Source organism: Bacillus massilinigeriensis (genome assembly GCF_900117315.1).
Taxonomy (GTDB): domain Bacteria; phylum Bacillota; class Bacilli; order Bacillales; family Cytobacillaceae; genus Bacillus_BE; species Bacillus_BE massilionigeriensis.
The window spans coordinates 1,383,823-1,407,014 of record NZ_LT630337.1; the positions used below are offsets into that span (position 1 = coordinate 1,383,823).

Annotated in this window: 19 protein-coding genes; 1 reads left to right on the plus strand and 18 read right to left on the minus strand. The window is 39.0% G+C overall.

Annotation, left to right across the window (positions count from 1 at the left end):
• Position 1: 1 nt before the first annotated feature.
• The 10 genes from rsmB to BQ6100_RS06980 all read right to left on the minus strand — a co-directional run bounded on the left by rsmB (position 2) and on the right by BQ6100_RS06980 (position 11,526).
• Complete coding sequence (gene rsmB, locus BQ6100_RS06935) at positions 2-1,351, minus strand: 16S rRNA (cytosine(967)-C(5))-methyltransferase RsmB (protein WP_075980975.1); 1,350 nt, start codon at positions 1,349-1,351, stop codon at positions 2-4.
• Positions 1,335-2,300, minus strand: coding sequence for a methionyl-tRNA formyltransferase (gene fmt, locus BQ6100_RS06940; protein ID WP_075980976.1), 966 nt, complete (start codon positions 2,298-2,300; stop codon positions 1,335-1,337). Before fmt ends, rsmB begins: the two co-directional genes overlap by 17 nt.
• A complete protein-coding gene (gene def / locus BQ6100_RS06945) occupies positions 2,297-2,782 on the minus strand; it encodes a peptide deformylase (protein WP_075980977.1) in 486 nt (161 codons plus the stop codon). Before def ends, fmt begins: the two co-directional genes overlap by 4 nt.
• Positions 2,783-2,844: 62 nt before the next feature.
• A complete protein-coding gene (gene priA / locus BQ6100_RS06950; RefSeq protein ID WP_075980978.1) occupies positions 2,845-5,259 on the minus strand; it encodes a primosomal protein N' in 2,415 nt (804 codons plus the stop codon).
• Positions 5,256-6,461 (minus strand): bifunctional phosphopantothenoylcysteine decarboxylase/phosphopantothenate--cysteine ligase CoaBC, encoded by a 1,206-nt coding sequence (gene coaBC, locus BQ6100_RS06955; RefSeq protein ID WP_075980979.1) that lies wholly within the window; start codon positions 6,459-6,461, stop codon positions 5,256-5,258. Before coaBC ends, priA begins: the two co-directional genes overlap by 4 nt.
• A gap of 182 nt (positions 6,462-6,643) precedes the next feature.
• Complete coding sequence (gene rpoZ / locus BQ6100_RS06960) at positions 6,644-6,844, minus strand: DNA-directed RNA polymerase subunit omega (protein ID WP_075980980.1); 201 nt, start codon at positions 6,842-6,844, stop codon at positions 6,644-6,646.
• Between the two features lie 2 nt (positions 6,845-6,846).
• Positions 6,847-7,461, minus strand: coding sequence for a guanylate kinase (gene gmk / locus BQ6100_RS06965; protein ID WP_075983466.1), 615 nt, complete (start codon positions 7,459-7,461; stop codon positions 6,847-6,849).
• A gap of 9 nt (positions 7,462-7,470) precedes the next feature.
• On the minus strand, positions 7,471-7,734 hold the full coding sequence (gene remA / locus BQ6100_RS06970) for an extracellular matrix/biofilm regulator RemA (RefSeq protein WP_075980981.1): 264 nt from the start codon (positions 7,732-7,734) through the stop codon (positions 7,471-7,473).
• 59 nt (positions 7,735-7,793) lie between these two features.
• Positions 7,794-8,669, minus strand: coding sequence for a YicC/YloC family endoribonuclease (locus tag BQ6100_RS06975; RefSeq protein ID WP_075980982.1), 876 nt, complete (start codon positions 8,667-8,669; stop codon positions 7,794-7,796).
• Between the two features lie 178 nt (positions 8,670-8,847).
• Positions 8,848-11,526, minus strand: coding sequence for a calcium-translocating P-type ATPase, SERCA-type (locus BQ6100_RS06980; RefSeq protein ID WP_075980983.1), 2,679 nt, complete (start codon positions 11,524-11,526; stop codon positions 8,848-8,850).
• A 271-nt stretch (positions 11,527-11,797) separates the two neighbouring features.
• Here BQ6100_RS06980 and BQ6100_RS06985 point away from each other — a divergent pair, with 271 nt between their 5' ends.
• A complete protein-coding gene (locus BQ6100_RS06985) occupies positions 11,798-13,507 on the plus strand; it encodes an Rqc2 family fibronectin-binding protein (protein WP_075980984.1) in 1,710 nt (569 codons plus the stop codon).
• Positions 13,508-13,577: 70 nt separating this feature from the next.
• Here the strand turns inward: BQ6100_RS06985 and pyrE are convergent, their stop codons facing one another.
• The 8 genes from pyrE to BQ6100_RS07025 are packed head-to-tail and all read right to left on the minus strand — an operon-like array spanning position 13,578 to position 23,084.
• A complete protein-coding gene (pyrE, locus tag BQ6100_RS06990; protein WP_075980985.1) occupies positions 13,578-14,213 on the minus strand; it encodes an orotate phosphoribosyltransferase in 636 nt (211 codons plus the stop codon).
• The gene (pyrF, locus tag BQ6100_RS06995; protein WP_075980986.1) at positions 14,210-14,926 is read right to left on the minus strand and encodes an orotidine-5'-phosphate decarboxylase; all 717 of its coding nucleotides are present in this window, start codon (positions 14,924-14,926) and stop codon (positions 14,210-14,212) included. Before pyrF ends, pyrE begins: the two co-directional genes overlap by 4 nt.
• 1 nt (position 14,927) lies before the next feature.
• Positions 14,928-15,839, minus strand: coding sequence for a dihydroorotate dehydrogenase (locus BQ6100_RS07000; protein WP_075980987.1), 912 nt, complete (start codon positions 15,837-15,839; stop codon positions 14,928-14,930).
• The gene (locus tag BQ6100_RS07005) at positions 15,836-16,615 is read right to left on the minus strand and encodes a dihydroorotate dehydrogenase electron transfer subunit (protein ID WP_075980988.1); all 780 of its coding nucleotides are present in this window, start codon (positions 16,613-16,615) and stop codon (positions 15,836-15,838) included. Before BQ6100_RS07005 ends, BQ6100_RS07000 begins: the two co-directional genes overlap by 4 nt.
• Entirely contained in the window at positions 16,612-19,824 is a 3,213-nt protein-coding gene (gene carB, locus BQ6100_RS07010) for a carbamoyl-phosphate synthase large subunit (RefSeq protein WP_075980989.1), read from the minus strand. Before carB ends, BQ6100_RS07005 begins: the two co-directional genes overlap by 4 nt.
• Positions 19,803-20,909 (minus strand): carbamoyl phosphate synthase small subunit, encoded by a 1,107-nt coding sequence (locus BQ6100_RS07015; RefSeq protein WP_075980990.1) that lies wholly within the window; start codon positions 20,907-20,909, stop codon positions 19,803-19,805. The genes carB and BQ6100_RS07015 overlap by 22 nt, the downstream gene beginning before the upstream one ends.
• Complete coding sequence (locus BQ6100_RS07020; protein WP_075980991.1) at positions 20,906-22,192, minus strand: dihydroorotase; 1,287 nt, start codon at positions 22,190-22,192, stop codon at positions 20,906-20,908. The genes BQ6100_RS07015 and BQ6100_RS07020 overlap by 4 nt, the downstream gene beginning before the upstream one ends.
• Complete coding sequence (locus BQ6100_RS07025) at positions 22,155-23,084, minus strand: aspartate carbamoyltransferase catalytic subunit (RefSeq protein ID WP_075980992.1); 930 nt, start codon at positions 23,082-23,084, stop codon at positions 22,155-22,157. Before BQ6100_RS07025 ends, BQ6100_RS07020 begins: the two co-directional genes overlap by 38 nt.
• Between the last annotated feature and the right edge of the window lie 108 nt (positions 23,085-23,192).

Below are 23,192 nucleotides of genomic sequence, written 5' to 3' on the forward strand. Positions count from 1 at the left end.
CTTATACCTTCTTTCTTAAACAGGCTATATAAAAGCCGTCAGAACCAAAATCCTGAGGTAAAACCTGTAAATCGAATCCACTAATTAGGGCCTGAATAGGTTTTGGCATCCTACTACTTAATGTATCATCGCCATGAAAATCCTGATTTTCTTTTAAAAATGCTTCAATAACGCCTTGATTCTCCTCCTTATCTACTGTGCATGTACTATAAACGAGGTAGCCTCCCTTTTTCACTAAAGGGGCAACAGCTTTTAGGAGATGTAATTGTACTGAATGAAGCTGCAAAACATCGCTTTCCTTTTTCGTATATTTCATATCAGGCTTTCTTCTCATGACCCCAAGACCTGAACAAGGGGCGTCTAAAAGAACCCGATCGAACTCCTCGCTTTGAAAATATTCCTGAACCCTTCTAGAATCCATTGCTTCAGCATTAATATTTGAAAGCCCAAGCCTTGTTGCATTCTCGGATATTAATTTCACTTTATGCTCATGAAGATCAAGGGAAATCACTTGCCCTGTTTGATTTAGCTTTTCCGCAATATGTGTTGATTTTCCACCTGGTGCTGCACAAGCATCAAGGACCCTATTCCCTTGATCAATGTTTAGTGCGTAGCCTACGAGCATAGAGCTTTCATCCTGTATGGTCAAAAGCCCTTCCTTAAAAGCTTGGGAATGAGCTAAGTTTCCTTTTAGACATTTAATGGCTTCTGGAATAATCGGACTTTCTTCAACCTGAAATCCTTCTTCTTGAAGTCGTCTGATACAATTCTCCTTACTTGTCTTTGTTAAATTTACTCTCCCTGTTTGTAATGGAGCTGTTAGATTGGTTTCACACATTGCTTTTGTTCTTTCAAAACCTAATTGCTCGACCCATCTTTTAACAAGCCACAGAGGGTGACTAGTCTCAATGGAGAGCCTCTCCAGTGGGTCTTGTATAGTATGTAAGCTATTCAGCCCCTCTCTTTGAATACTGCGAAGAACTCCATTTACAAGACCAGATATTCCTTTATGTCCACGCCTTTTTGCAATTTCCACCGCTTCAAAAATCGCTGCACGATCCGGGATTTTATCCAAATAAACCATTTGATAGAGAGTAAGCCTTAGTAATTGTTTTACCCAGCTTTCCATCTTTTTGCTGTTCTTAATAAATGGTGCAAGAAAGAAGTCTAATGTCATTTTTCTTTGCAATGTACCATATGTTAGTTCCGTTAATAAGCCTACATCCTTACTTAATATTTGATTCTTTTTAATCGTATTATTTAATAATAGGTTGCTATAAGCCTGGTTTTTTTCAATCGTTTCAAGTAATTCTAAAGCAGCTTCGCGAACATTCTTATTTGCCGTTTTCATTTTCTGCTCCTAACTGTGTTCCAACGGTAAGATGTGATCCAGCACCTCTTAAAAATTGTTCTGCTGTCATTTTCTTTTTCCCGGAAGGTTGAAGCTCCAAGATTTTTATTGCTGTTTCATTTCCTGTTGAGACAATAAACCATTCCTTTTCAATTTCAATAATGGTACCTGGATGAATATCTTTTTTAGTTGAAGGATATTTTTCCACCCACCAAATTTTCAACACGGTAGAATTTAATGTAGTATAAGCAACTGGCCAAGGATTTAATCCGCGAACATGATTATAGATTTCTTCACCGTTTTTTGACCAATCAATTTTTTCTTGTTCTCTTTTAATGTTTGAGGCAAAGGTAGCATCTGCATCATTTTGAGGGATAGGAGTTAATTCCCCTTTTAATAGCCTTGGCAAAGTTTCCGACAATAGCTTTGTTCCTGCCATGCTTAATTTATCATGCAAGGAGCCTACAGTATCCCTTTCATCAATGGGCACTTCTACCTGGGTTAAAATATCCCCTGCATCGAGCTTCTCTGCCATATACATTATGGTCACACCCGTCTTGCTCTTACCTTCGAGAATGGCATAATGAATTGGAGCCCCACCACGCAATTCCGGTAACAGTGAGGCATGTACATTTATACAGCCATATCTTGGTGCCTCTAGTAATTCCTTTGGTAGTATTTGTCCAAAGGCAGCCGTAATAATTAAATCTGGCTTTAATGCGAGAATTTGATCTAGCTCTTCCTTTTGACGAATTTTTTCAGGCTGATAAACTGGTATCCCCAGTTTTTCCGCTTCAACTTTAACAGGTGGAGGCGTCAACACTTTCTTTCTCCCTACTGGTCTATCTGGTTGTGTTACTACAGCAATGACATCATAGCCTTCCGAAATAATCTGTCTCAAGACTGGAACAGAAAAATCCGGCGTCCCCATGAAAATGATTTTCGTCATGCTCCTTCTCCCCCTTCTAGCTCTTCTTCTTCTACATATCTTGTTACTTTTGTTGTAAATAAAATACCGTGCAGGTGATCTATCTCATGCTGTATAGCTCGGGCAAGAAAATCTTCCGCCTCAAGGATGTAGGTTCGCCCTTTACGATCCTGAGCTTTCACTTTTACATAAAATGGTCGCGATACCTCACCATATAAATTTGGAAAACTCAAGCATCCTTCAACATCTGTTTGCTCACCGCTTGTCTTAATTATTACAGGGTTGATTAACTCGATGGTTCCAGACTCATCATCTATATATACTACTGCAATTTGACTAGCTATCCCAATTTGTGGGGCTGCTAATCCAACTCCATCATATTCGATCATCGTTTCATACATATCATCTAGTAGCTTCCATAATTTTTTATCAAAATCCTTAACCGGTTCACATTCCTTCTCTAATATTTCTGCCGGATAAGTGACAATTTTTCTTACAGCCAAGTGTGATTCCTCCAAAAATACTTTTTTCTATTTTCAACCAAAAAGTTGAAATTCATAACCTGTTACATCATAATATAAGGATTTACATCGATAGATATTTGCAATCCATTGGTGCTCGTTTCTTGTTGATATTGATCCAAAATCGCCTTCAGACAGCTAACTAGCTGTGGTTCCCGCTTGTATTTTATCAAACATTGATAGCGATATCTATCATTGATTCGGGGAATAGGGGAGGCAACTGGTCCAAGGATAATGGCTTCTTTAGAAAGAATAGACTGGACATATTTAGTAATGTTATCGGTGACTGAAACGACCTTCATTAAGTTTTCGTGCTGGACAGTGATTAAGGAAATATAATAAAAGGGTGGATATTCTCTTAATTTCCTAACAAGCATCTCATGTTGGAAGAACTCATCATAATCCTGTTTACCCGAAAGTACGACACTATAATGTTCAGGAGAGTAGGTTTGAATAACTACCTCTCCCTCAAGTTCATGCCGTCCAGCCCGACCACTAACCTGGGTTAATAACTGAAAGGTTTTTTCAGCAGATCTGAAATCAGGTAAATGAAGCATCGTATCAGCAGTTAATACTCCTACTAGGGTAATATTGGGGAAATCCAGGCCTTTTGCTATCATTTGAGTACCTAAAAGAATATCCGCTTTTCCTTCGGCAAATTCTGTTAATAACCGTTCATGTGCCCCCTTCTTACTAGTGGTATCCACATCCATCCGGATAACCCGTGCTTCCGGTAATACCTTTCCAAGCTCTTCTTCCACCTTTTGTGTACCTGTGCCAAAATAACGTATATGATCACTTTGACATTCTGGGCAATGTGTTGGTACGTAAGATTCATAACCGCAATAATGGCATTTCATCTGTGATTGAAAGCGATGATAGGTAAGGGAAATATCACAATGAGGACAATTGACTACGAATCCGCAATCTCTACACATAACGAAGGAGGAATGACCTCTTTTATTTAGAAACAAAACAGTCTGTTGACCTTTCTCTAATCGATCCTGTATTTTTTCAAACAAGATTCTAGAAAACATTGATCGATTTCCATCCCTTAGTTCTTCTCGCATGTCTACAATATTTACAGCAGGTAATGCTTGATTGTTCATCCTTTTTGGGAGAGATAATAATTGATAAACCTTCTTCTTTGCCCTAGCAAAGGATTCGAGTGATGGTGTAGCACTACCTAAAACAACTGGGCAGTTATGAAATTCTCCTCTTTCAATTGCGACATCCCGAGCATGATAACGAGGATTTTCTTCCTGCTTGTAGCTTGTCTCATGCTCTTCATCTATGATAATAATGCCTAGATTTTCAAATGGAGCATAAATAGCTGATCTTGCCCCGACTACGACCTTTACTTCTTTTCTATAGATCCTTCGCCATTCATCATACTTCTCCCCGACGGAAAGTCCGCTATGAAGGACAGCAACCTCATTACCAAATCTACCTTTAAAGCGCACGACCATTTGGGGTGTTAAGGAAATTTCAGGAACAAGAACTATGGCTTCCTTGCCTTTTTTTAATACTTCCTGTATTGATTGTAAGTAGACCTCCGTCTTACCACTGCCAGTGACCCCATACAAAAGGAAAACTTGATGTTCCTCCTCCTCAATTGACCCTAGTATTGGGGTAATTGCTTCCTCCTGTTCATTTGTGAGCGGTAGTGGCTCGGTTTTTTCAAATTGACGGTCCTGATAAGGATCCCGATATACCTCGACCTCTTTTTCAAGAAGGATGTCTTTTTCAATTAAACCCTTAATCATGGATGAAGAGACACCCATCTCAGAAAGAAGAGCTCGTTGCTCAATCGGATATGGGGCTTGAATAAAATAATCAATAACCTCTCTTTGCTTAGTTGCTCGGGAGGATATTTGACCTTTCTTCGTTTGTAGAACCTCTCTTGACCCATTTGGTAGAATATATTTTCTTTTTTTCTTGTTTATTTTCCCTTTCACTTCGTAATGAACCTCAAGGGATCCTTTCGAAACTTCCTTCTGAACAGCGGATAGTAGACCAGCATCTTTGATTATCTCCCAAGATACGGAAGTTTTGTTCACAAATAAGGCTTGCATTCGTTCTGGTGAATTTCGAAAGAGCTCCTGATTGATGATTTGAACCTTTTTCTCATATTTTGCCTTTAGCGCTGCAGGTAGCATCGCCTGGAATGCAGAGATCTTGTAGCATAATGTGTTTTCAGCCAGCCAATCACCAAGCGTTAAGAGTTCTTCAGTTAAAGCCGGTTCGATATCCATTGGTTCAATGATCTTTTTTAAATGAGGATAATCAGAATTCTCATGAATGGTTGTTACAAATCCTTGGACCCTTCTTGGACCAAAAGGAACAATAACACGCATGCCCGGTTGAATAATATCTATAAGCTCATCTGGAATAAGATAATCGAAAGCCCGATCCGTTTGTTTAGCTGGTACATCTACTATTACACTAGCAACTTTCATTCCTTACCATCCTTTACAAAGGTTGAAGCTTCCTCAATAATTCTTTTAGCTACTTCTCTTTTTGATAAAAGAGGCAATTCAATGGCTTGGCCATCCCTTTTAAAAATCGTAACTATATTGGTGTCAGTACCAAATCCTGCACCCTCTTTTTTCACATTATTAGCCACGATCATATCAGCGTTTTTCTTTTCAAGCTTTCCCTTTGCATACTCTTCTACATGATCCGTTTCTGCTGCAAAGCCAACTAATACTTGATTTGTCTTGATTTTTCCAAGCTCCATTAATATATCCTTTGTTCTTTCAAGCTCTAGTAATTGTTCACCTGGCTGCTTTTTCACTTTATAATCAAAGGAAATCTTCGGGCGATAATCAGACACAGCTGCTGATTTAATGATGATGTCCGCATCCTTATACTCATTCATTACAGCATTGTACATCTCTTCTGCACTTTCAACCTTAATCAATTGAACCCCCTGTGGAGAGTTTATAGAAACCGGACCCGAAATAAGAACTACTTCTGCGCCTGCTTCAACTGCTGCTTCCGCAACCGCATATCCCATTTTTCCTGTTGAATGGTTGGAAATAAATCGTACGGAATCAATCTTTTCTCTGGTTGGCCCTGCTGTGATTACTACTTTCTTCCCTTTTAGGAATTTCTTTGAAGAAAGTTGAGATTCGAGAATTTCCACGATTTTTTCAGGTTCTTCTAATCTTCCCTTACCAATATACCCACAGGCTAAATAACCTTCACTTGGTTCAATAAAGCGAAATCCAAAATCATATAAGGTCTGCATATTTTTTTGCACAGCGGGATTATCATACATATGAACATTCATAGCTGGAGCAATGAATATTGGAGAGGTTGCAGCTAAAAGAGTCGTCGTTATCATATTATCCGCAATTCCGTTAGCTAGCTTCCCAATCACATTGGCTGTTGCAGGGGCAACAAGAATTAAATCCGCCCAATCCGCTAAATCAATATGGGCAACTACCTTTGGATTTTTTTCATCAAATGTATCGGTATATACATGGTTTCTTGATAAAGCTTGAAATGTCAGTGGTGTAACAAATTCAGTGGCTGATTCACTTAAAATAACTTTTACAATTGCTCCCTTTTGAGTCAATTTACTAGTTAATGCGGCAGCCTTATATACGGCAATTCCGCCAGTTACGCATAATAAAATTTTTTTGCCGTTCAACATGATTTTACACTTCCTCTTCTATCTTCCTTCTTTTCATTATGCAGGAAATGTCGATTTTTTTCATTAATTTATCCTTAACATCGATTCAAAAAAATAAAGGGTCAGTTCCCTTTATTGCTACACCTGTTATTGTGCACCAAGTGAGAGAACCAGACCCTTCATATTTTATTAATCTTTCGTAATTAATCTTTGGTTATTTTGTAGGTTAGCTTATTTGCATGGATTTCTTCCAATGCTTGCCCTACAGATTTATGTGATACATATTTCTCAAGCTGAGGTGTGGCCTTTTGACGGAGCTGTCTAGCTCGTTTTGCTGCAACAGACACTAGTGAATATTTTGAATCAATCTTTGTTAATAATGAATCAATAGATGGGTATAACATGATTACTCAGCCTCCAACATTCTTTTATATCTTGGTTCTACTCTTTCTCTACGACAATGTTCAGCAATAACAATTGCTTTAATTCTCTCACACGCAAGCTCCACTTGGTCATTTTCGACCACATAATCATATAAATGCATCATTTCAATTTCATCTTTTGCCACACTCATACGATTATTGATGACTTCTTCCGTTTCTGTTCCTCTCGTCACAATCCGATTTTTTAATTCAGAAAGACTCGGAGGGACTAAAAAGATAAACAAACCATCAGGAAATTTTTCTCTTACCTGCTTTGCACCTTCTACTTCAATCTCAAGGAAAACGTCCTTCCCTTTATTTAAGGTTTCCCTCACATAATCAACAGGAGTTCCGTAATAATTACCTACAAACTCAGCATATTCAAGTAACTTTCCTTGTTCAATTAATTGCTCAAATTCTTCTCTCGATTTGAAGAAATAATCTACTCCATTGACTTCCCCTTCCCTTGGGGATCTAGTAGTCATGGAAATGGAATATTCAAATGCGAGATCAGGCTGAGAAAAGATTGCTTTTCTTACGGTCCCTTTCCCCACTCCTGAGGGTCCCGAAAGAACAATTAATAATCCACTCTCTTGCAACATGTAATCCTACCCTTCATCACTAATTTCATCACGATCATTCAAACGGGATGCAACCGTCTCAGGCTGAACGGCTGATAATATAACATGATCACTATCCATAATAATCACAGCACGCGTACGTCTTCCATATGTAGCATCAATTAATGTTCCTCTTTCTCTAGCCTCTTGAACAATTCTTTTTATAGGTGCTGACTCAGGACTTACAATAGAAATAATTCTATTTGCTGAGACTATATTACCATAGCCAATATTAATTAATTTAATGGACATGTTTAAACTCCAATCATCAGTTAATTATTTTGACCTTGACAATTATTTTCTAAACGTCTTCATTCAATATTCTGTACCTGCTCCTTTACTTTTTCTAATAGGCTTTTCATTTCAACCACCTCTTGAGCAATGCTTGAATGATTCGCTTTTGAGCCAATGGTATTTACTTCTCGGTTCATTTCTTGCACTAAAAAGTCTAGCTTTCTACCGATTGGTTCATTGGCAAGTAAGGTTTGCAGAAATTGTTTTAGATGACTTTTTAATCTAGTCAGCTCTTCATTGATATCCGATTTATCAGCGAATATCCCAACCTCAGTTAATATCCTGTTCTGATCAATCTCTCCACTTAAAAACTCCTGAAGTTTCTTTGTCAGCCTCTCTTGATATTGTAAAACAACCGTTGGCGCAAATTCGGTTAAATGATGAACGATTAGCTCTATTTTTTGAAGCTGAGCCTCTAGATCCTTTTTTAATGCTTTTCCCTCAATTTCCCGCATATGTATCATTTGTTCGATAGCCTCTTCCAAAGCTTGAGCAACCAGTTCTTCTAATTCATCGTTACCTTCATTCTCTTCTTCTATTGAGAAAAGATCTTCCCTATTTAATAAATCCCTATAGGAAACAAAGTCTTGGAGAGCATATTTATTTTGTATTTCATTTATGTATTGATAATATTGATCGAGCAATTCCCAATCAACGACTAATTTACGGTGAAAAGCGGCAGAGCCTTCTACTGTGACAAATACTTCCACTCGCCCCCGTTTTATTTGTTCAGACATTTTCTTCTTTAATTTATCTTCTATTTTTAACAATTGTCTGGGCATTCGGATGACAAATTCTGAAAAACGATGATTTACAGATTTGATTTCAACAGTTACAGAAAAGCTTGCGGATTCCTTTTTACTTCTTCCAAATCCCGTCATACTTAAAACCAATTTATAACACATCCATTCAATTTATCTTCCATACTTTCGATTCAAGAGATTGTTAGTCACGCCATAAGTTTCATGTGTAGCTAATTGATTCGGATGCTTTCTATAAATCATACCCTTCTACAAAGCAAAAAGGTAATAGAGTACATCTCTACTACCTTTTGCATTATAACATAAGTTTCTACTTTTTTCTTGCGAAAAGTGAACCTGCTAATAAAAAAGTTGGAATAGCAGATAATCCAATAATTAATAACCAATCTCTTGCTAATATTGGTACGGTATGGAATATTTGCTGAAGAGGTGGATAATAAATGACAATAAGCATGAGTAAGACGGATGATAATACACTCCATACTAAGTACTTATTACCAAATGGATTCCTTGAAAATACTGATTTTTCACTTCGACAATCAAACACATGGATAAGCTGTGCAATGACGAGGGTTGAAAATGCTACTGTTTGCGCATAAGCGAGATTGTCTGGATTTTGATGGTAAGAAATCATAAAGGCAAATAATGTCGTTAATCCTATTAGGAATCCCCTTGAAATGACCTTCCAACCTAATCCGCGTGCGAATACTCCCTCTCTTGGGCTTCTTGGTTTTCTTTTCATCACATCCTCTTCTGGTTGATCTAGTCCGAGTGCCATTGCCGGTAAGCCATCGGTTACTAGATTCACCCATAATATTTGAATTGGGACCAAAGGAAGAGGTAATGCTAGTAGCATAGCGAATAGCATGACTAAAATCTCCCCTACATTTGAAGCGAGCAAATAACGAATGAATTTACGAATATTTTCATAGATGTTTCTTCCTTCATAAATAGCAGACTTTATGGTTGCAAAATTATCATCTAATAAGATTAATGAGGATGCTTCTTTTGCTACATCTGTTCCTGTAATTCCCATGGCTACTCCAATATCAGCAGCTTTTATGGCTGGAGCATCATTTACACCATCACCTGTCATTGCTACGATATGCCCTCTGTTTTGCAAGGCTTTGACGATTTTTAGCTTATGCTCTGGTGATACTCGTGCAAATACCGTAACATCTTCTACGATTCCCTCCAGCTCTTCAACAGACATATCTTGTAATTCCTTACCTTCAATCACTTTATTATTTTTTGATAGAATACCTAGCTGCTTCGCAATGGCCTTTGCAGTGATAACATGATCACCTGTAATCATGACGGTTTTTATCCCTGCTTCCTTACATTCTTTTACTGCTGCTTTTACCTCTGGTCTAGGAGGATCTATCATTCCTTGTAAACCAATGATTGTTAAATTTCGCTCTGCTTCCCGATCAACTAACAAAATCGTCTGAGGAGATATTTCTCTATAACCAATGGCGATTGTTCGCAAGGCTTGAGAGGCTAAACCATTAATTGCCTCTTGAAAGGTTATCTTCATATCATTTGTCATAAAATGTTTTTTGCCATCCCAAAGGACCGATTCACTTATTCCAAGTAATACATCTGGTGCTCCTTTTGTAACGACAAAGGTTCTTCCACCTCGGTCTTTAACGATCACACTCATCATTTTTCTAGTTGAATCAAAAGGAAATTCATTGATTATTTCATATTCTTTAAGAAGACCTTCACGACTAAAGCCTGCTTTCATGGCAGCTACGAGCAATGCCCCTTCCGTTGGATCTCCATCAAGAATATAATCCTTCTCCTTTTGTATAATGTCAGCATGATTACAAAGCATCCCAAACATCAGCAATTGTTGTAATTCCTTATAGTCTTGAATATGAATTTTCCCTTTGCTTTCATGATGAAAATCCCCATGTGGCTGATAACCGACCCCATCTACAGTCCATGTTTTCCCACCGCTCCAAAGATGAGTGACGGTCATTTTGTTTTGGGTCATCGTTCCCGTTTTATCAGAACAGATAACAGATGCACAGCCTAAAGTCTCAACAGCAGGAAGCTTTCTGACAATCGCATTCTTCTTAATCATCCTCTGAACTCCAAGGGAAAGTGCAACCGTGACAATGGCTGGTAAGCCTTCAGGAATGGCGGCTACCGCCAAGGAAACCCCAGCAAGAAACATCGTATAAAGATCATGACCTTGAATAACTCCCACTATGACGACTAGAAAGGTTAATAATAATGCAGCCGTAATCAAGATCTTTCCAAGCTGTTCTAATCTTCTTTGTAAAGGGGTTTCTGTAGTATCTGCTGTTTGAAGCAAGTCAGCTATCTTCCCCATCGCTGTTTCCATTCCTGTTGCAATAACGACCCCTTTTCCACTTCCTCTTGTGACCATCGTACCCATAAAGGCCATATTTTCCATATCGCCAATACCTAAATCAGATCCAAGTATTCGTTCAGTTGTTTTTTGTACTGGAATAGATTCACCAGTTAAAGCAGATTCCTCTATCTCCAAGCTATGTGCATCGATAATACGAATATCTGCTCCTATGCGATCCCCACTTGTAAATTTTAAAACATCACCTATTACTACATCCCTAGAGGCAATTTTTGACCATTTTCCATTTCGTAAAACATGGACTTGCGGGGCCGATAGTTGTTTCAATGCATCCAAGGATTTTTCAGCCCTTCTCTCTTGATAAAATCCAAGAAATCCATTGATAATTACGATGGCAATAATAGCAATAGCATCTATATATTCGCCAAGCAATCCTGAAATAAGTGTGGCACCTAACAGGACAAGAACCATAAAATCTTTAAATTGACTAAAAAATAAGAGTAAAGCAGACTGCTTTTCCCCTTCTTTTAATTCATTTAATCCGTACTTGTTACTTCTCTCTTTGGCATCATCCTCCGCTAGCCCTGCCGAAAAGTCTGTATTTAAGACTTCCTCCACTTCTTGGGTCTTCATCTCATGGAATTTCATCCGGCGATCACTTCCTCCTCTTATTTAAAAGAGAGTTGTCCTAAACTCACTCTAACCTAAACATATTCACACTCGTCCAAAAAAATGCTAAGGGAATTCGCTGTTTTACTCGATTCCTTTTCGTTCTTTTGCTATTCTATTAAGCAGGGAAAAGGTGAGTACCTATTGTGGATGAAATTCGAAATCATGTTATATTAATGTGGAGTTCCTATGAAAAAACGGAGTCATGAAAAATAGGACAATGTAGTTTAAATAGAAAAGAGATGTGAATATGTCATTTGATGGTTTATTTACGAGGGCGATGGTGCATGAGCTCTCTGATACTTTGACGGGTGGACGAATAAATAAAATCCATCAACCTAATAAAAATGAAGTGGTTATCATTATTAGAGCAGGGGGTAAGAACCATAAATTGCTGCTGTCCGTTCATCCAAGCTATGCACGTGCACAGCTGACCAATGAACAGCATGATAACCCCAATGAGCCCCCAATGTTTTGTATGCTGTTAAGAAAACATTTAGAGGGATATATTTTAGAGGGAATCCATCAGGTGGAGTTAGACCGAATGATTGTTTTTGAGGTTAGAGGAAGAAATGAAGTAGGAGATATCTCAAATAAACAGCTAATCGTAGAAATTATGGGTCGGCACAGCAATATCATTCTAGTTGATAAAATGAAAAATGTGATACTAGATTCTATTAAGCACATTTCATTTGCTGTTAACACCCATCGTGCTATCCTCCCCGGACAGCCCTATATCTTTCCACCTGCACAAAACAAAGCAAATCCCTTAGAAGCAACAGAAGAGGATGTACTGAAATCGATTGATTTCCATGCAGGAAGGATTGATCGTCAATTAGTAGAGCAATTCTCTGGTGTTTCCCCACTTTTCGCTAAAGAGGTGTTACACCATGCCGGAATGGCGAACCGCATCACCGTTCCTAAGGCATTTTTAGAGGTTTTGAGTCCAATTAAGAAAAATCAATACACACCCGTAATCATTTCCAATAACGGAAAAGACCTCTTTTATCTTTTTCCGCTTCAACACATACAAGGCGAATCTAAATTCTATCACTCATTAAGCGAAATGCTTGATCGTTTTTATTTTGGAAAAGCTGAACGCGATCGTGTGAAGCAGCAAGGAAATGACCTCGAGCGGTTTATTCGAAATGAAAAAGAAAAGAATGAGAAGAAGCTCAAGAAGCTCCTGAATACATTAAATGAAGCAGAGCATTCCGATCGATATCAGCTTTTTGGCGAATTATTAACAGCGAATCTTTACAACATGCAAAAAGGTATGAAAGAAATTGAGGTTTTGAATTACTATGATGAAAATGGTGGTACTATCAAGATTCCTTTAAACCCATTAAAAACCCCATCGGAAAATGCTCAAAAGTACTTCACAAAATACCAAAAAGCGAAAAATGCAATTCATTTTGTGAAGGAGCAAATCATAAAAACAAAAGAGGAAATTGCCTATTTTGATGCATTATTTCAGCAAATTGAATCAGCCTCTACAAAGGATATAGAGGAAATCAGAGAGGAACTTGTAGAGGGAGGATATCTTCGGGACAGAAGGAAACGAAAGAATAAAAAATCAGCTAGTGTAAAACCAGTTCTAGACCATTATATCTCTTCCAATGGAACAGAAATCATAGTCGGAAAAAATAATAAACAAAATGACTATTTAACGAATAAATTAGCAGCCAGAGATGAAGTATGGCTTCATACAAAAGATATTCCTGGATCCCACGTTGTCATTAGAAGCAAGGAACCTGATGAGAAAACGATTCATGAAGCAGCAATACTTGCAGCCTATTTTAGTAAAGCCCGCAGTTCAAGCTCTGTTCCTGTTGATTTCACAAAGGTTCGGTATGTAAAAAAGCCAAATGGAGCAAAGCCTGGTTTTGTCATTTATGATAACCAACAAACGGTTTATATAACTCCTGATGAGGAAGTTGTGCTGAAGCTAAAAAAATAGTTTTTAAATCCTGAAAGAGGATGACCAAAAAGGCGATTTTAAAAACCTAATGGACCATCCTCTTTTTTCTTTAATGAATAAAACTTTTACCCCATTCCTCAGGGCTTTTCTTCCATTCCAATACCTTATCTAGATTTTCTTCTTCCATATATCCCTTTTCTGAAGCAATGCGAACTAAAGTTGAGAAATCAGTCAATGAATAGGCATTAATTTTTGATTCACCAAGCAGCTTCCGACCCTTTTCAAGCTCATAGGTGAAAATTGATACAACCCCAAGGACTTCACACCCTTCATTTCTCAAGGCCTCAACAGCAGTGATAACACTACCACCTGTTGAAATCAAATCCTCCACCACAACAACTTTCTGACCCTTTTCCGTTCTTCCTTCGATCTGATTTCCTCTTCCATGTCCCTTCGGTTTAGAGCGGACATAACACATCGGAAGACTTAACAAATCACTAACCCAGGCAGCATGGGGAATTCCAGCTGTCGCTGTTCCTGCAATGAGCTCAGCTTCAGGGAAGTTTTCTAAAATCAAATCCTTTAATCCGTTAGCAATTTCTCTTCTAATTTCCGGGTAGGAAAGAGTTAACCGATTATCACAATAAATAGGTGATTTTATTCCTGATGCCCATGTAAAAGGTTCATTTGGCTGTAAGGCAACGGCCCTTATCTCTAGTAATCTTTCAGCGATTAATTTTTTCATTGTAAAACTCCCTCCCATTCCTTCTTAATTAATTGATAGCTTAGAAGTGGATTCTCTGATTTAGTAATAGAACGGCCTACTACAATGGCAGAAACTCCAGACTCTCTTGCAATACTAGGGGTTGCCACTCGCTTTTGGTCTCCGGTTTGATCACTATTTAAACGAATTCCAGGTGTAACCGTTAAAAAGCCTTCCCCTAGTTCTTTCCGTATCATACCTGCTTCATGGGTTGAACAAACAACTCCATCTAAACCAGATTCTTTCGCTAATGACGCATAGTGTCGAACGGATTCCTGCAGTGAGACCTGAATTAATTGCTCTCTCATCATTTGCTCTTCCGATGTACTCGTCAGTTGGGTAACAGCTATAAGCTTTGGTCTTATATTTCCATGCATAGTGCCTGCCTCCAGCCCTTCCAAAGCGGATTCCATCATTTCTCTTCCACCTGCAGCATGGACATTTACCAAGTCACAACCAAGCCTTGCTAGCCCTTTCATCGCATTCTTCACTGTATTTGGAATATCGTGAAGCTTTAAATCTAGAAAAATTTGATGCTCTTTTTCTTTTAATTCTTGTATGATGGATGGACCTTCTTGATAAAATAACTCCATGCCAACTTTCACAAAAAGCTTTTCATTAGGAAGCTTATTCAAGAATTGAAATACCTCGTTCTTATTTGGAAAATCGAGCGCAATAATCAGTGGGGCTGTCATCCTATTTCCAGCTCCTTCCTCTACATTCAGAAATATGTTCGATCCCTAGATTGCTTAATAATTCAGGAAGCTTTTCGATAATGTTTGGACAGACAAAAGGGTCAACAAAGTTTGCTGTTCCAACAGCAACTGCACTTGCTCCAGCGTAAAAATACTCGATGACATCTTCAGCTGTCTCTACTCCCCCCATTCCTATAATTGGAAGATTTACCTTTTGACTCACTTCATAAATCATTCGAATAGCAACTGGCTTAATTGCAGGTCCTGATAGCCCGCCTGTTTTATTCGCTAGGATTGGTCGACCCGTTTTGATATCTATTCGCATTCCAACTAATGTATTAATCATCGTTAAGCCATCAGCACCACCATCTGCCACCGCTGTCGCCATCTCGACAATATTTGTTACATTAGGAGATAATTTAACATATACTGGAACACTTGAAACCTCTTTCACTTTCTTTGTTAAATCCTTTGCCACATCAGGGATTGTTCCAAAAGCAATTCCACCTGTTTTAACATTCGGACAGGAAATATTTAATTCAAGAGCATGAACATTCCTAGCCTTTGAAATCTCCCTTGCCACTTCAACATAGTCTTCCTCCATCGATCCTGCAACATTTGCGATAATTGGTACATCAAATTGCTCTAACCAGGGAAGCTCCTCATGAACAACTTTTTCAAGACCAGGATTTTGGAGACCAATGGCGTTTAACATTCCGGCTGTTGTTTCTGCGACCCTTGGGGTTGGGTTTCCAAATCTAGGTTCTAAAGTTGTGGCTTTAATCATGATGGCACCAAGCTCGCTTAAATTGTAAAGCTCACTGAACTCACGTCCAAATCCAAAACAACCGGAAGCAGGCATAATTGGATTTTTTAATGATAATCCAGGTAACTCAACCTGTAATCGATTCATATCAAAACCTCCCCTGCTTTGAATACAGGTCCATCACTACATACCTTCTTATAGGAATGTCCTGTTGGATCACTCTTCTTGTGGCATACACAGGCAAAGCATGCCCCAATTCCACAAGCCATTCTTTCTTCTAGAGACAAATAAACCTTTTTTTCTGGATAGAGGTCAGATAATGCCTGTAACATCGGAGTTGGACCACATGAATATATGATATCAAAGTCAAATTGTTCCCTCTTAAGAATGTCTGTTACAAACCCCTTTGTACCTAAAGACCCATCAACAGTTGCGATATACGTTTCCCCAAGTAAATTAAACTCCTCTTCATAGAAGGCGACGGATTTGGTTTGATAACCAAAAACATGAATGACTTTAACCCCAGACCTCACAAGCTGCCTCGATAATTCATACAATGGTGGTACACCAATTCCGCCTCCAACAAGGATGGCAGTATCCCCAGAGGATGCCTCACTAACTGGAAATCCATTTCCTAACGGTCCTAAAATGTCAACCATTTCCCCTGAAGCCTTCTTGGATAGAAAAGCTGTTCCTCTTCCTGCATTTCGATAAATGATAGTGAATTGAGAATCTTCATGATTGATATCGCAAATACTTATAGGTCTCCTTAATAGTGGATCATTTCCCTCATTCACCTTCAAATGAACAAATTGACCAGGTTCTTTCATTTCTTGAACAAGCTCACCCTTTAAGGTGAGCTCATATATATTTTCTGCAATTTCCTTTTGTGAGACGACTTGGCAATATTCTTTCTTAATCATGATAGAATCGCCTCCCTAATTTCCGATGGTTTATTCATTGGATCAGCAGAGAAATTCATTGACTCGATGACCCTTAATATGGCCTCTGCTGTATCAAGAGATGTTAAACAAGGAAGTCCATTTTCTGCTGATTCCCTGCGAATCCTAAAGCCGTCCCTTTCAGGCTGCTTTCCTTTCGTCAGAGTGTTTATGATAAATTGGACTTCACCATTTCGAATGACATCGAGTAAATCTGGGCCTTCCGATCCGATTTTTGCAACGACTTTTACAGGTATTCCGAAGTCTCGCAAATAATTGGCTGTTCCACTTGTTGCCATTAATCGATAACCGATAGATGCAAATCGTTTTGCTAAATGGATGGCTTCCTGCTTGTCTTTATCTGCGATTGTCATTAAAACAGTACCAAACTTATGAATCTTAATACCAGAGGCAACTAGACCCTTATATAAAGCCTTTTCTAGGGTGATGTCCTTTCCCATTACCTCTCCGGTTGATTTCATTTCAGGTCCCAAGGTTGTATCCACTTTTCTTAGTTTGGCAAAGGAGAATACTGGAACCTTGACAAATACTCCATCCTTCTCTGGAATTAGACCCGATTGATATCCCAAGCTTTCCAAGCTTTGACCTAATATGACCTTTGTTGCAATCTTAGCCATAGGAACATGAGTGATTTTACTTAGGAAAGGAACGGTACGGCTTGATCTTGGGTTTACTTCTAGCACATAAACGTCTTCCTTTGTAACAACATATTGAATGTTTAATAGACCTATTATCCCTAATCCTTTAGCTAATTTTTGCGTATAGTCAATCAGCTTATCCTTTACATCCTTGCTTATACTTTGAGGAGGATAAACCGCAATGGAATCTCCTGAGTGGACTCCAGCACGTTCGATATGTTCCATGATTCCAGGGATCACAACATCTTTTCCATCCGATATGGCATCTACTTCTATTTCTTTTCCAGTTAAATAACGATCAATTAATACTGGCTGATCTGGGTTTACTTTCACGGCATTTTCCATATAGTATAGGAGCTCTTCCTCCTGATAGACGATTTCCATCGCTCTTCCTCCTAAAACATAGGAAGGTCGGACAAGTACTGGATAACCTATCTCCTTTGCTATTTCGATTGCTTCAGCAACAGATAGCGCCGTTTTTCCCTTTGGTTGAGGAATTCCCATCATGGTTAAAGCATGTTCAAACTTATCTCGATCCTCTGCCCGATCCAAATCTTCAAGAGATGTACCTAATATACGTACACCTCTTTCTACTAGCTTAGCAGCTAAGTTGATAGCCGTTTGACCACCAAATTGGACGACAACGCCAATCGGTTTCTCCAAATCAATAATGTGCATGACATCCTCTATTGTAAGTGGCTCAAAGTACAATTTATCTGAAATACTAAAGTCTGTTGAGACAGTCTCTGGATTATTATTAATAATGATTGCCTCATAACCAGCTTCTTTAATCGCCCATACTGCATGGACAGTGGAATAATCAAACTCGATTCCTTGACCGATTCTGATTGGTCCAGAGCCAAGAACGATTACGCTTTTTCTTTCAGTGACAATCGATTCATTTTCCGCTTCATAGGTCCCATAATAATATGGTGTTTCTGATTCGAATTCTGCTGCGCAGGTGTCAACCATTTTATATACTGGCAAAAGGCCAAAATGCTTTCTCCAATTATAGACTTCAAGTTCCGTGCTATCCCACATGCTGGCTAAGACAGAATCTGCATAACCCATTTCCTTTGCCTTTTTCCCAGCCTCTAATTGGAAAGGGCTTTTTCTAACCACTTCATCAAATAAGACAATCTTCTCCACCTTATGAAGGAAGAAGAGATCGATTAAGCACCATTCATGAATGGTTTCGATACTAATCCCTCTTCGAATAGCTTCCGCGATGTAAAAGAGTCTCTCATCTCCAGCTTTTCGAATGCGTTTCTCAAGAAGCTCGTCACTGATTGTTTCTGAGTCATGTAAGGCTAAATGATAGACATTCGCTTCAAGGGATCGAATGGCTTTTAACAAGGATTCCTCAAAGGTACGGCCGATTGCCATGACCTCTCCTGTTGCCTTCATTTGTGTGCCTAAAGTTCTGCTTGCTGATTCGAATTTATCAAATGGCCAGCGAGGAATTTTCGTTACGATATAATCTAAAGCTGGCTCAAAGCAGGCATAGGTTTTGCCTGTTACAGGATTTATCATTTCATCCAAGGTTAAACCAACTGCGATTTTTGCTGCAAGCTTTGCTATCGGATAGCCTGTTGCTTTAGAAGCAAGCGCTGATGATCTGCTTACCCTTGGATTTACTTCGATAATATAATAGTTAAAGCTCTCCGGGTCTAATGCAAGTTGGACGTTACAGCCACCTTCTATTTCTAATGCGCGAATAATCTTTAATGAAGTATTACGCAAAAGCTGATACTCTCGATCACTTAGTGTTTGGCTTGGTGCAACAACAATCGAATCCCCTGTATGTACTCCTACTGGGTCTATATTTTCCATATTACAAACAACAATGGCATTGTCATTTGAATCTCGCATGACTTCATATTCAATCTCCTTAAAGCCAGCAATACTACGTTCTAACAAACATTGTGTGACAGGACTATGTTTCAAGCCACTAGTGACGATTTCGATTAGCTCACTCTCGTTATGACATATACCGCCTCCAGTTCCACCAAGGGTAAAAGCAGGGCGAACAATCACGGGATAACCTATTTGTTTAACAAAGGTAAAGGCCTCATCTAATGAATGGATGATTTCACTTTCCGGAACCGGTTCCCCTAGTTCATTCATAAGACTTCTAAATAAATCTCGATCCTCTGCCTTATTGATTGCTGAAAGCTTCGTTCCTAAAATCTCTACCCCACATTCTTCCAAGACACCTGATTTAGCTAGTTCTACAGCTAAATTCAAGCCCGTTTGGCCTCCAAGGGTTGGTACAATCGCATCTGGTCGTTCTTTACGAATGATTGTGCTCACAAAATCAAGTGTGAGAGGCTCTATATAAACGGCATCAGCTATTTCTGTATCAGTCATAATAGTAGCTGGGTTAGAATTTACGAGAATCACTCGGTACCCTTCTTCTTTTAATGCGATACATGCTTGTGTACCCGCATAGTCAAATTCCGCCGCTTGACCAATAACGATTGGTCCTGAACCAATGACTAAAATACTATTTATATCTGTACGCTTTGGCATTTGTGAGCACTTCCCTTTTTCTCAGATTCTATCATTTCTAAAAATTGATCAAATAAGTAATTGCTATCTTCAGGTCCAGGTGATGCCTCTGGATGATATTGCACAGTAAAAGCAGGGTAGCTTTTATGGCGTAACCCCTCTATCGTTCCATCATTTAATGCCAAGTGAGTAACTTCTAGAGAGGTTCCAGCAATCGATGATTCATCAACTGTAAATCCATGATTTTGTGACGTAAGCGCAACTTTTCCCGACCTTAAATCCTTCACTGGATGATTAGAGCCACGATGACCAAACTTCATCTTTTCTGTATTTGCCCCATTGGCAAGCGCAAATAATTGATGACCTAAACAAATTCCGAAAATCGGAACCTTCCCTAAAATCCCTTGAATCATTTCAATCGCTTCCGGTACGTCCTTTGGATTTCCAGGACCGTTGGATAACATGACTCCATCTGGACTTAAACAAATAATATCTTCAGCAGATGTATTATAAGGCACAACGATACAATCACAATTACGATTATTCAATTCTCGTAGAATCCCATGCTTCATTCCAAAATCGACTAAGACTATCCTTCTACCTCGTCCTGGACTTGGGTAAGGAGTCTTTGTTGATACTTGTTTCACTTGATCATTTCGAAGCTTAGTTGCTTTTAGCTTTTCGATAATGGATTGGGGATCTTCCAGTGCACTACAAATCGCCCCTTTTAATGTTCCATGCTTTCTAATAATTCTAGTTAGCTTTCTTGTATCAATCCCGGAGATACCAGGAATATTTTTCATTTGAAAGAATTCATTTAATGAGTTTTTACTTCTCCAATTGGACGGAAATTCAGCCGCTTCCTTCACAATGAATCCCTGTACAGCTGGGATAATGGATTCAAAATCATCTCGATTAATCCCGTAATTTCCAATTAGTGGATAGGTTAAGGTTACAATCTGACCACAATACGAGGGGTCAGATAAAATTTCTTGATATCCTGTCATCCCGGTATTAAAAACGACTTCTCCTATGGTAGAGGAATCACTACCAAAACCTTTTCCAATAAAAATCGTACCATCCTCTAGAATTAATTGCTTCTTCATGCGGTGACACTTCCTTTTCTCCAAACGATTTTCCCTTGTGATATGGTTAATGCTGGCCATCCATAACATTCCCAACCAGCAAATGGGGTATTTTTCCCCTTTGATAAAAAGCTTTTTGGATCAATGACCTTACGATGCTCTAAGTCTAAGAGAACGATATCTGCATCAGCTCCAACTTCTATTTTCCCATATGGTAGATTGAAGCTTTGAGCTGGCTTGATGGTTAGATAGTCAATGAGCTGCTTTAATGTCATAAGCTCTTCTTCAACAAAATGGGTATAGAGAAGAGGAAAGGCTGTTTCTAATCCAACAATTCCAAAAGGCGCTAATTCCATGCCTTCTGCTTTTTCTTCAGCGGTATGAGGAGCATGGTCAGTTGCGATAAAGTCTATTGTTCCATCTAACAGACCCTCGATTAATGCCTCTCGGTCTCTTCTATCTCTTAATGGAGGATTCATTTTATAGTTAGAATCCAGGTTAGGAATATTTTCGTCACATAGTAATAAATGATGTGGTGTGACCTCTGCAGTAACATTTATTCCCGCTCTTTTTGCATCACGTACGACACGAACAGATTCCTTTGTACTTATATGACAAACGTGATAATGACAATTTGCTGCCTCGGCAAGGAGAACATCCCTAGCGATTTGGACAGACTCACATACAGATGGTATCCCTTTTAAACCATGCTTCTGTGAGAATTCCCCCTCATGAACACAACCTTTATTAATAAGTGTATTTTCTTCACAATGGGCAACAATAGCCATATCGTTTTTGGCAGCATTTTTCATTGCCTCAAGCATCATCGCAGCAGATTGAACGCCTACCCCATCATCAGTAAAGGCAAAGGCCCCCATTTCCTTTAATTCAGCAAAGTTTGTGAGCTCTTGGCCTAACTCCCGGACGCTTATAGAGGCATACGGGAGTACTCGGACTGCGGCCTTTTCCTTGATTCTTTGATTAAGCCATTCAAGTTGTTCCTTACTGTCTGGAACTGGTCTTGTATTAGGCATTGCAGCAATTGTTGTAAAGCCTCCCTTTGCCGCTGCAAGAGTCCCAGTTTCAATCGTTTCTTTTATTTCCCCTCCTGGTTCACGCAGATGTACATGTAAATCGACAAATCCAGGTGACATGATAAGGTCCGTTGCATCTATGACCTCATCTGCCTCTTTTGAAATGGAACTTCCTATTTCTACGATTTTTCCATCTTTTATATATATATCACTTTTTATTAGTTCTCCATTGTCAGTAAGCAACTGGCCATTTTTGATAAGTGTTGACATGATTAACGCTCCCTTCTAACGATCTCTTTAATACAGCCATCCGAATGTAAACACCGTTCTGCATTTGTTTAAAGATTCTTGAACGTTCGCATTCTACTAAACAATCAGCAATTTCCACATCCCGATTAACTGGTGCAGGATGCATAATAATCGCACTTGGTTTCATTCTTCTTTCACGCTCTACCGTTAAGCCAAACTCTCTATGATATTCCTCGGCTGTTGTGCTTCCATCCTTTGTATGCCTTTCATGTTGAATTCTCAATAGCATGACTACATCCGAGGTTTCAATCGCTGTATCAACATCCTCATAATGGCCGTTTTGCATAATACTTTCATCAAACCATTCCTTCGGACCAGAAAACACTACCTCAGCTCCTAATCGAACGAGCGTATCTGCATTCGATCTTGCCACACGACTATGTCGTATATCTCCGATGATGGCAACCTTAAGACCGACAAAATGACCAAACTCCTGCTGAATCGTTAGTAAATCAAGCAAAGATTGTGTTGGGTGGTGACCACATCCATCTCCAGCATTAATCACCGAAATCCCTACCCTACCAACCAATTCCCGGAAATACTCATCTGCCTGATGGCGAATCACTACTGCCTTAACCCCAACAGATTCAAGCGTGCGAACTGTATCATATAGTGTCTCCCCTTTTTGGACACTAGAGGTACTCACTTCAAACGGAATTACTTCAAGACCTAGTCTACGTTCAGCGACCTCAAAGCTACATTTTGTTCTCGTACTAGGCTCAAAGAATAAATTTGCTGCAAATGCTTGGTCCATGGTTTTCCAGCTACCGCCCATTGAAAAATGTTGTGCATCAGACAAAATCCCAAAAATCTCCTCTAGTGATAGGTCAGTCGTTCTTAATAAATGCTTCATCGTACATCCTCCTCATGGTTTTCTGAGAAACACTTTTATTGAAAAACACATTTATAACTTTGCTATATAAATAAAACACCCTGACACTTAGTTTGTCAGGGTGTTGTT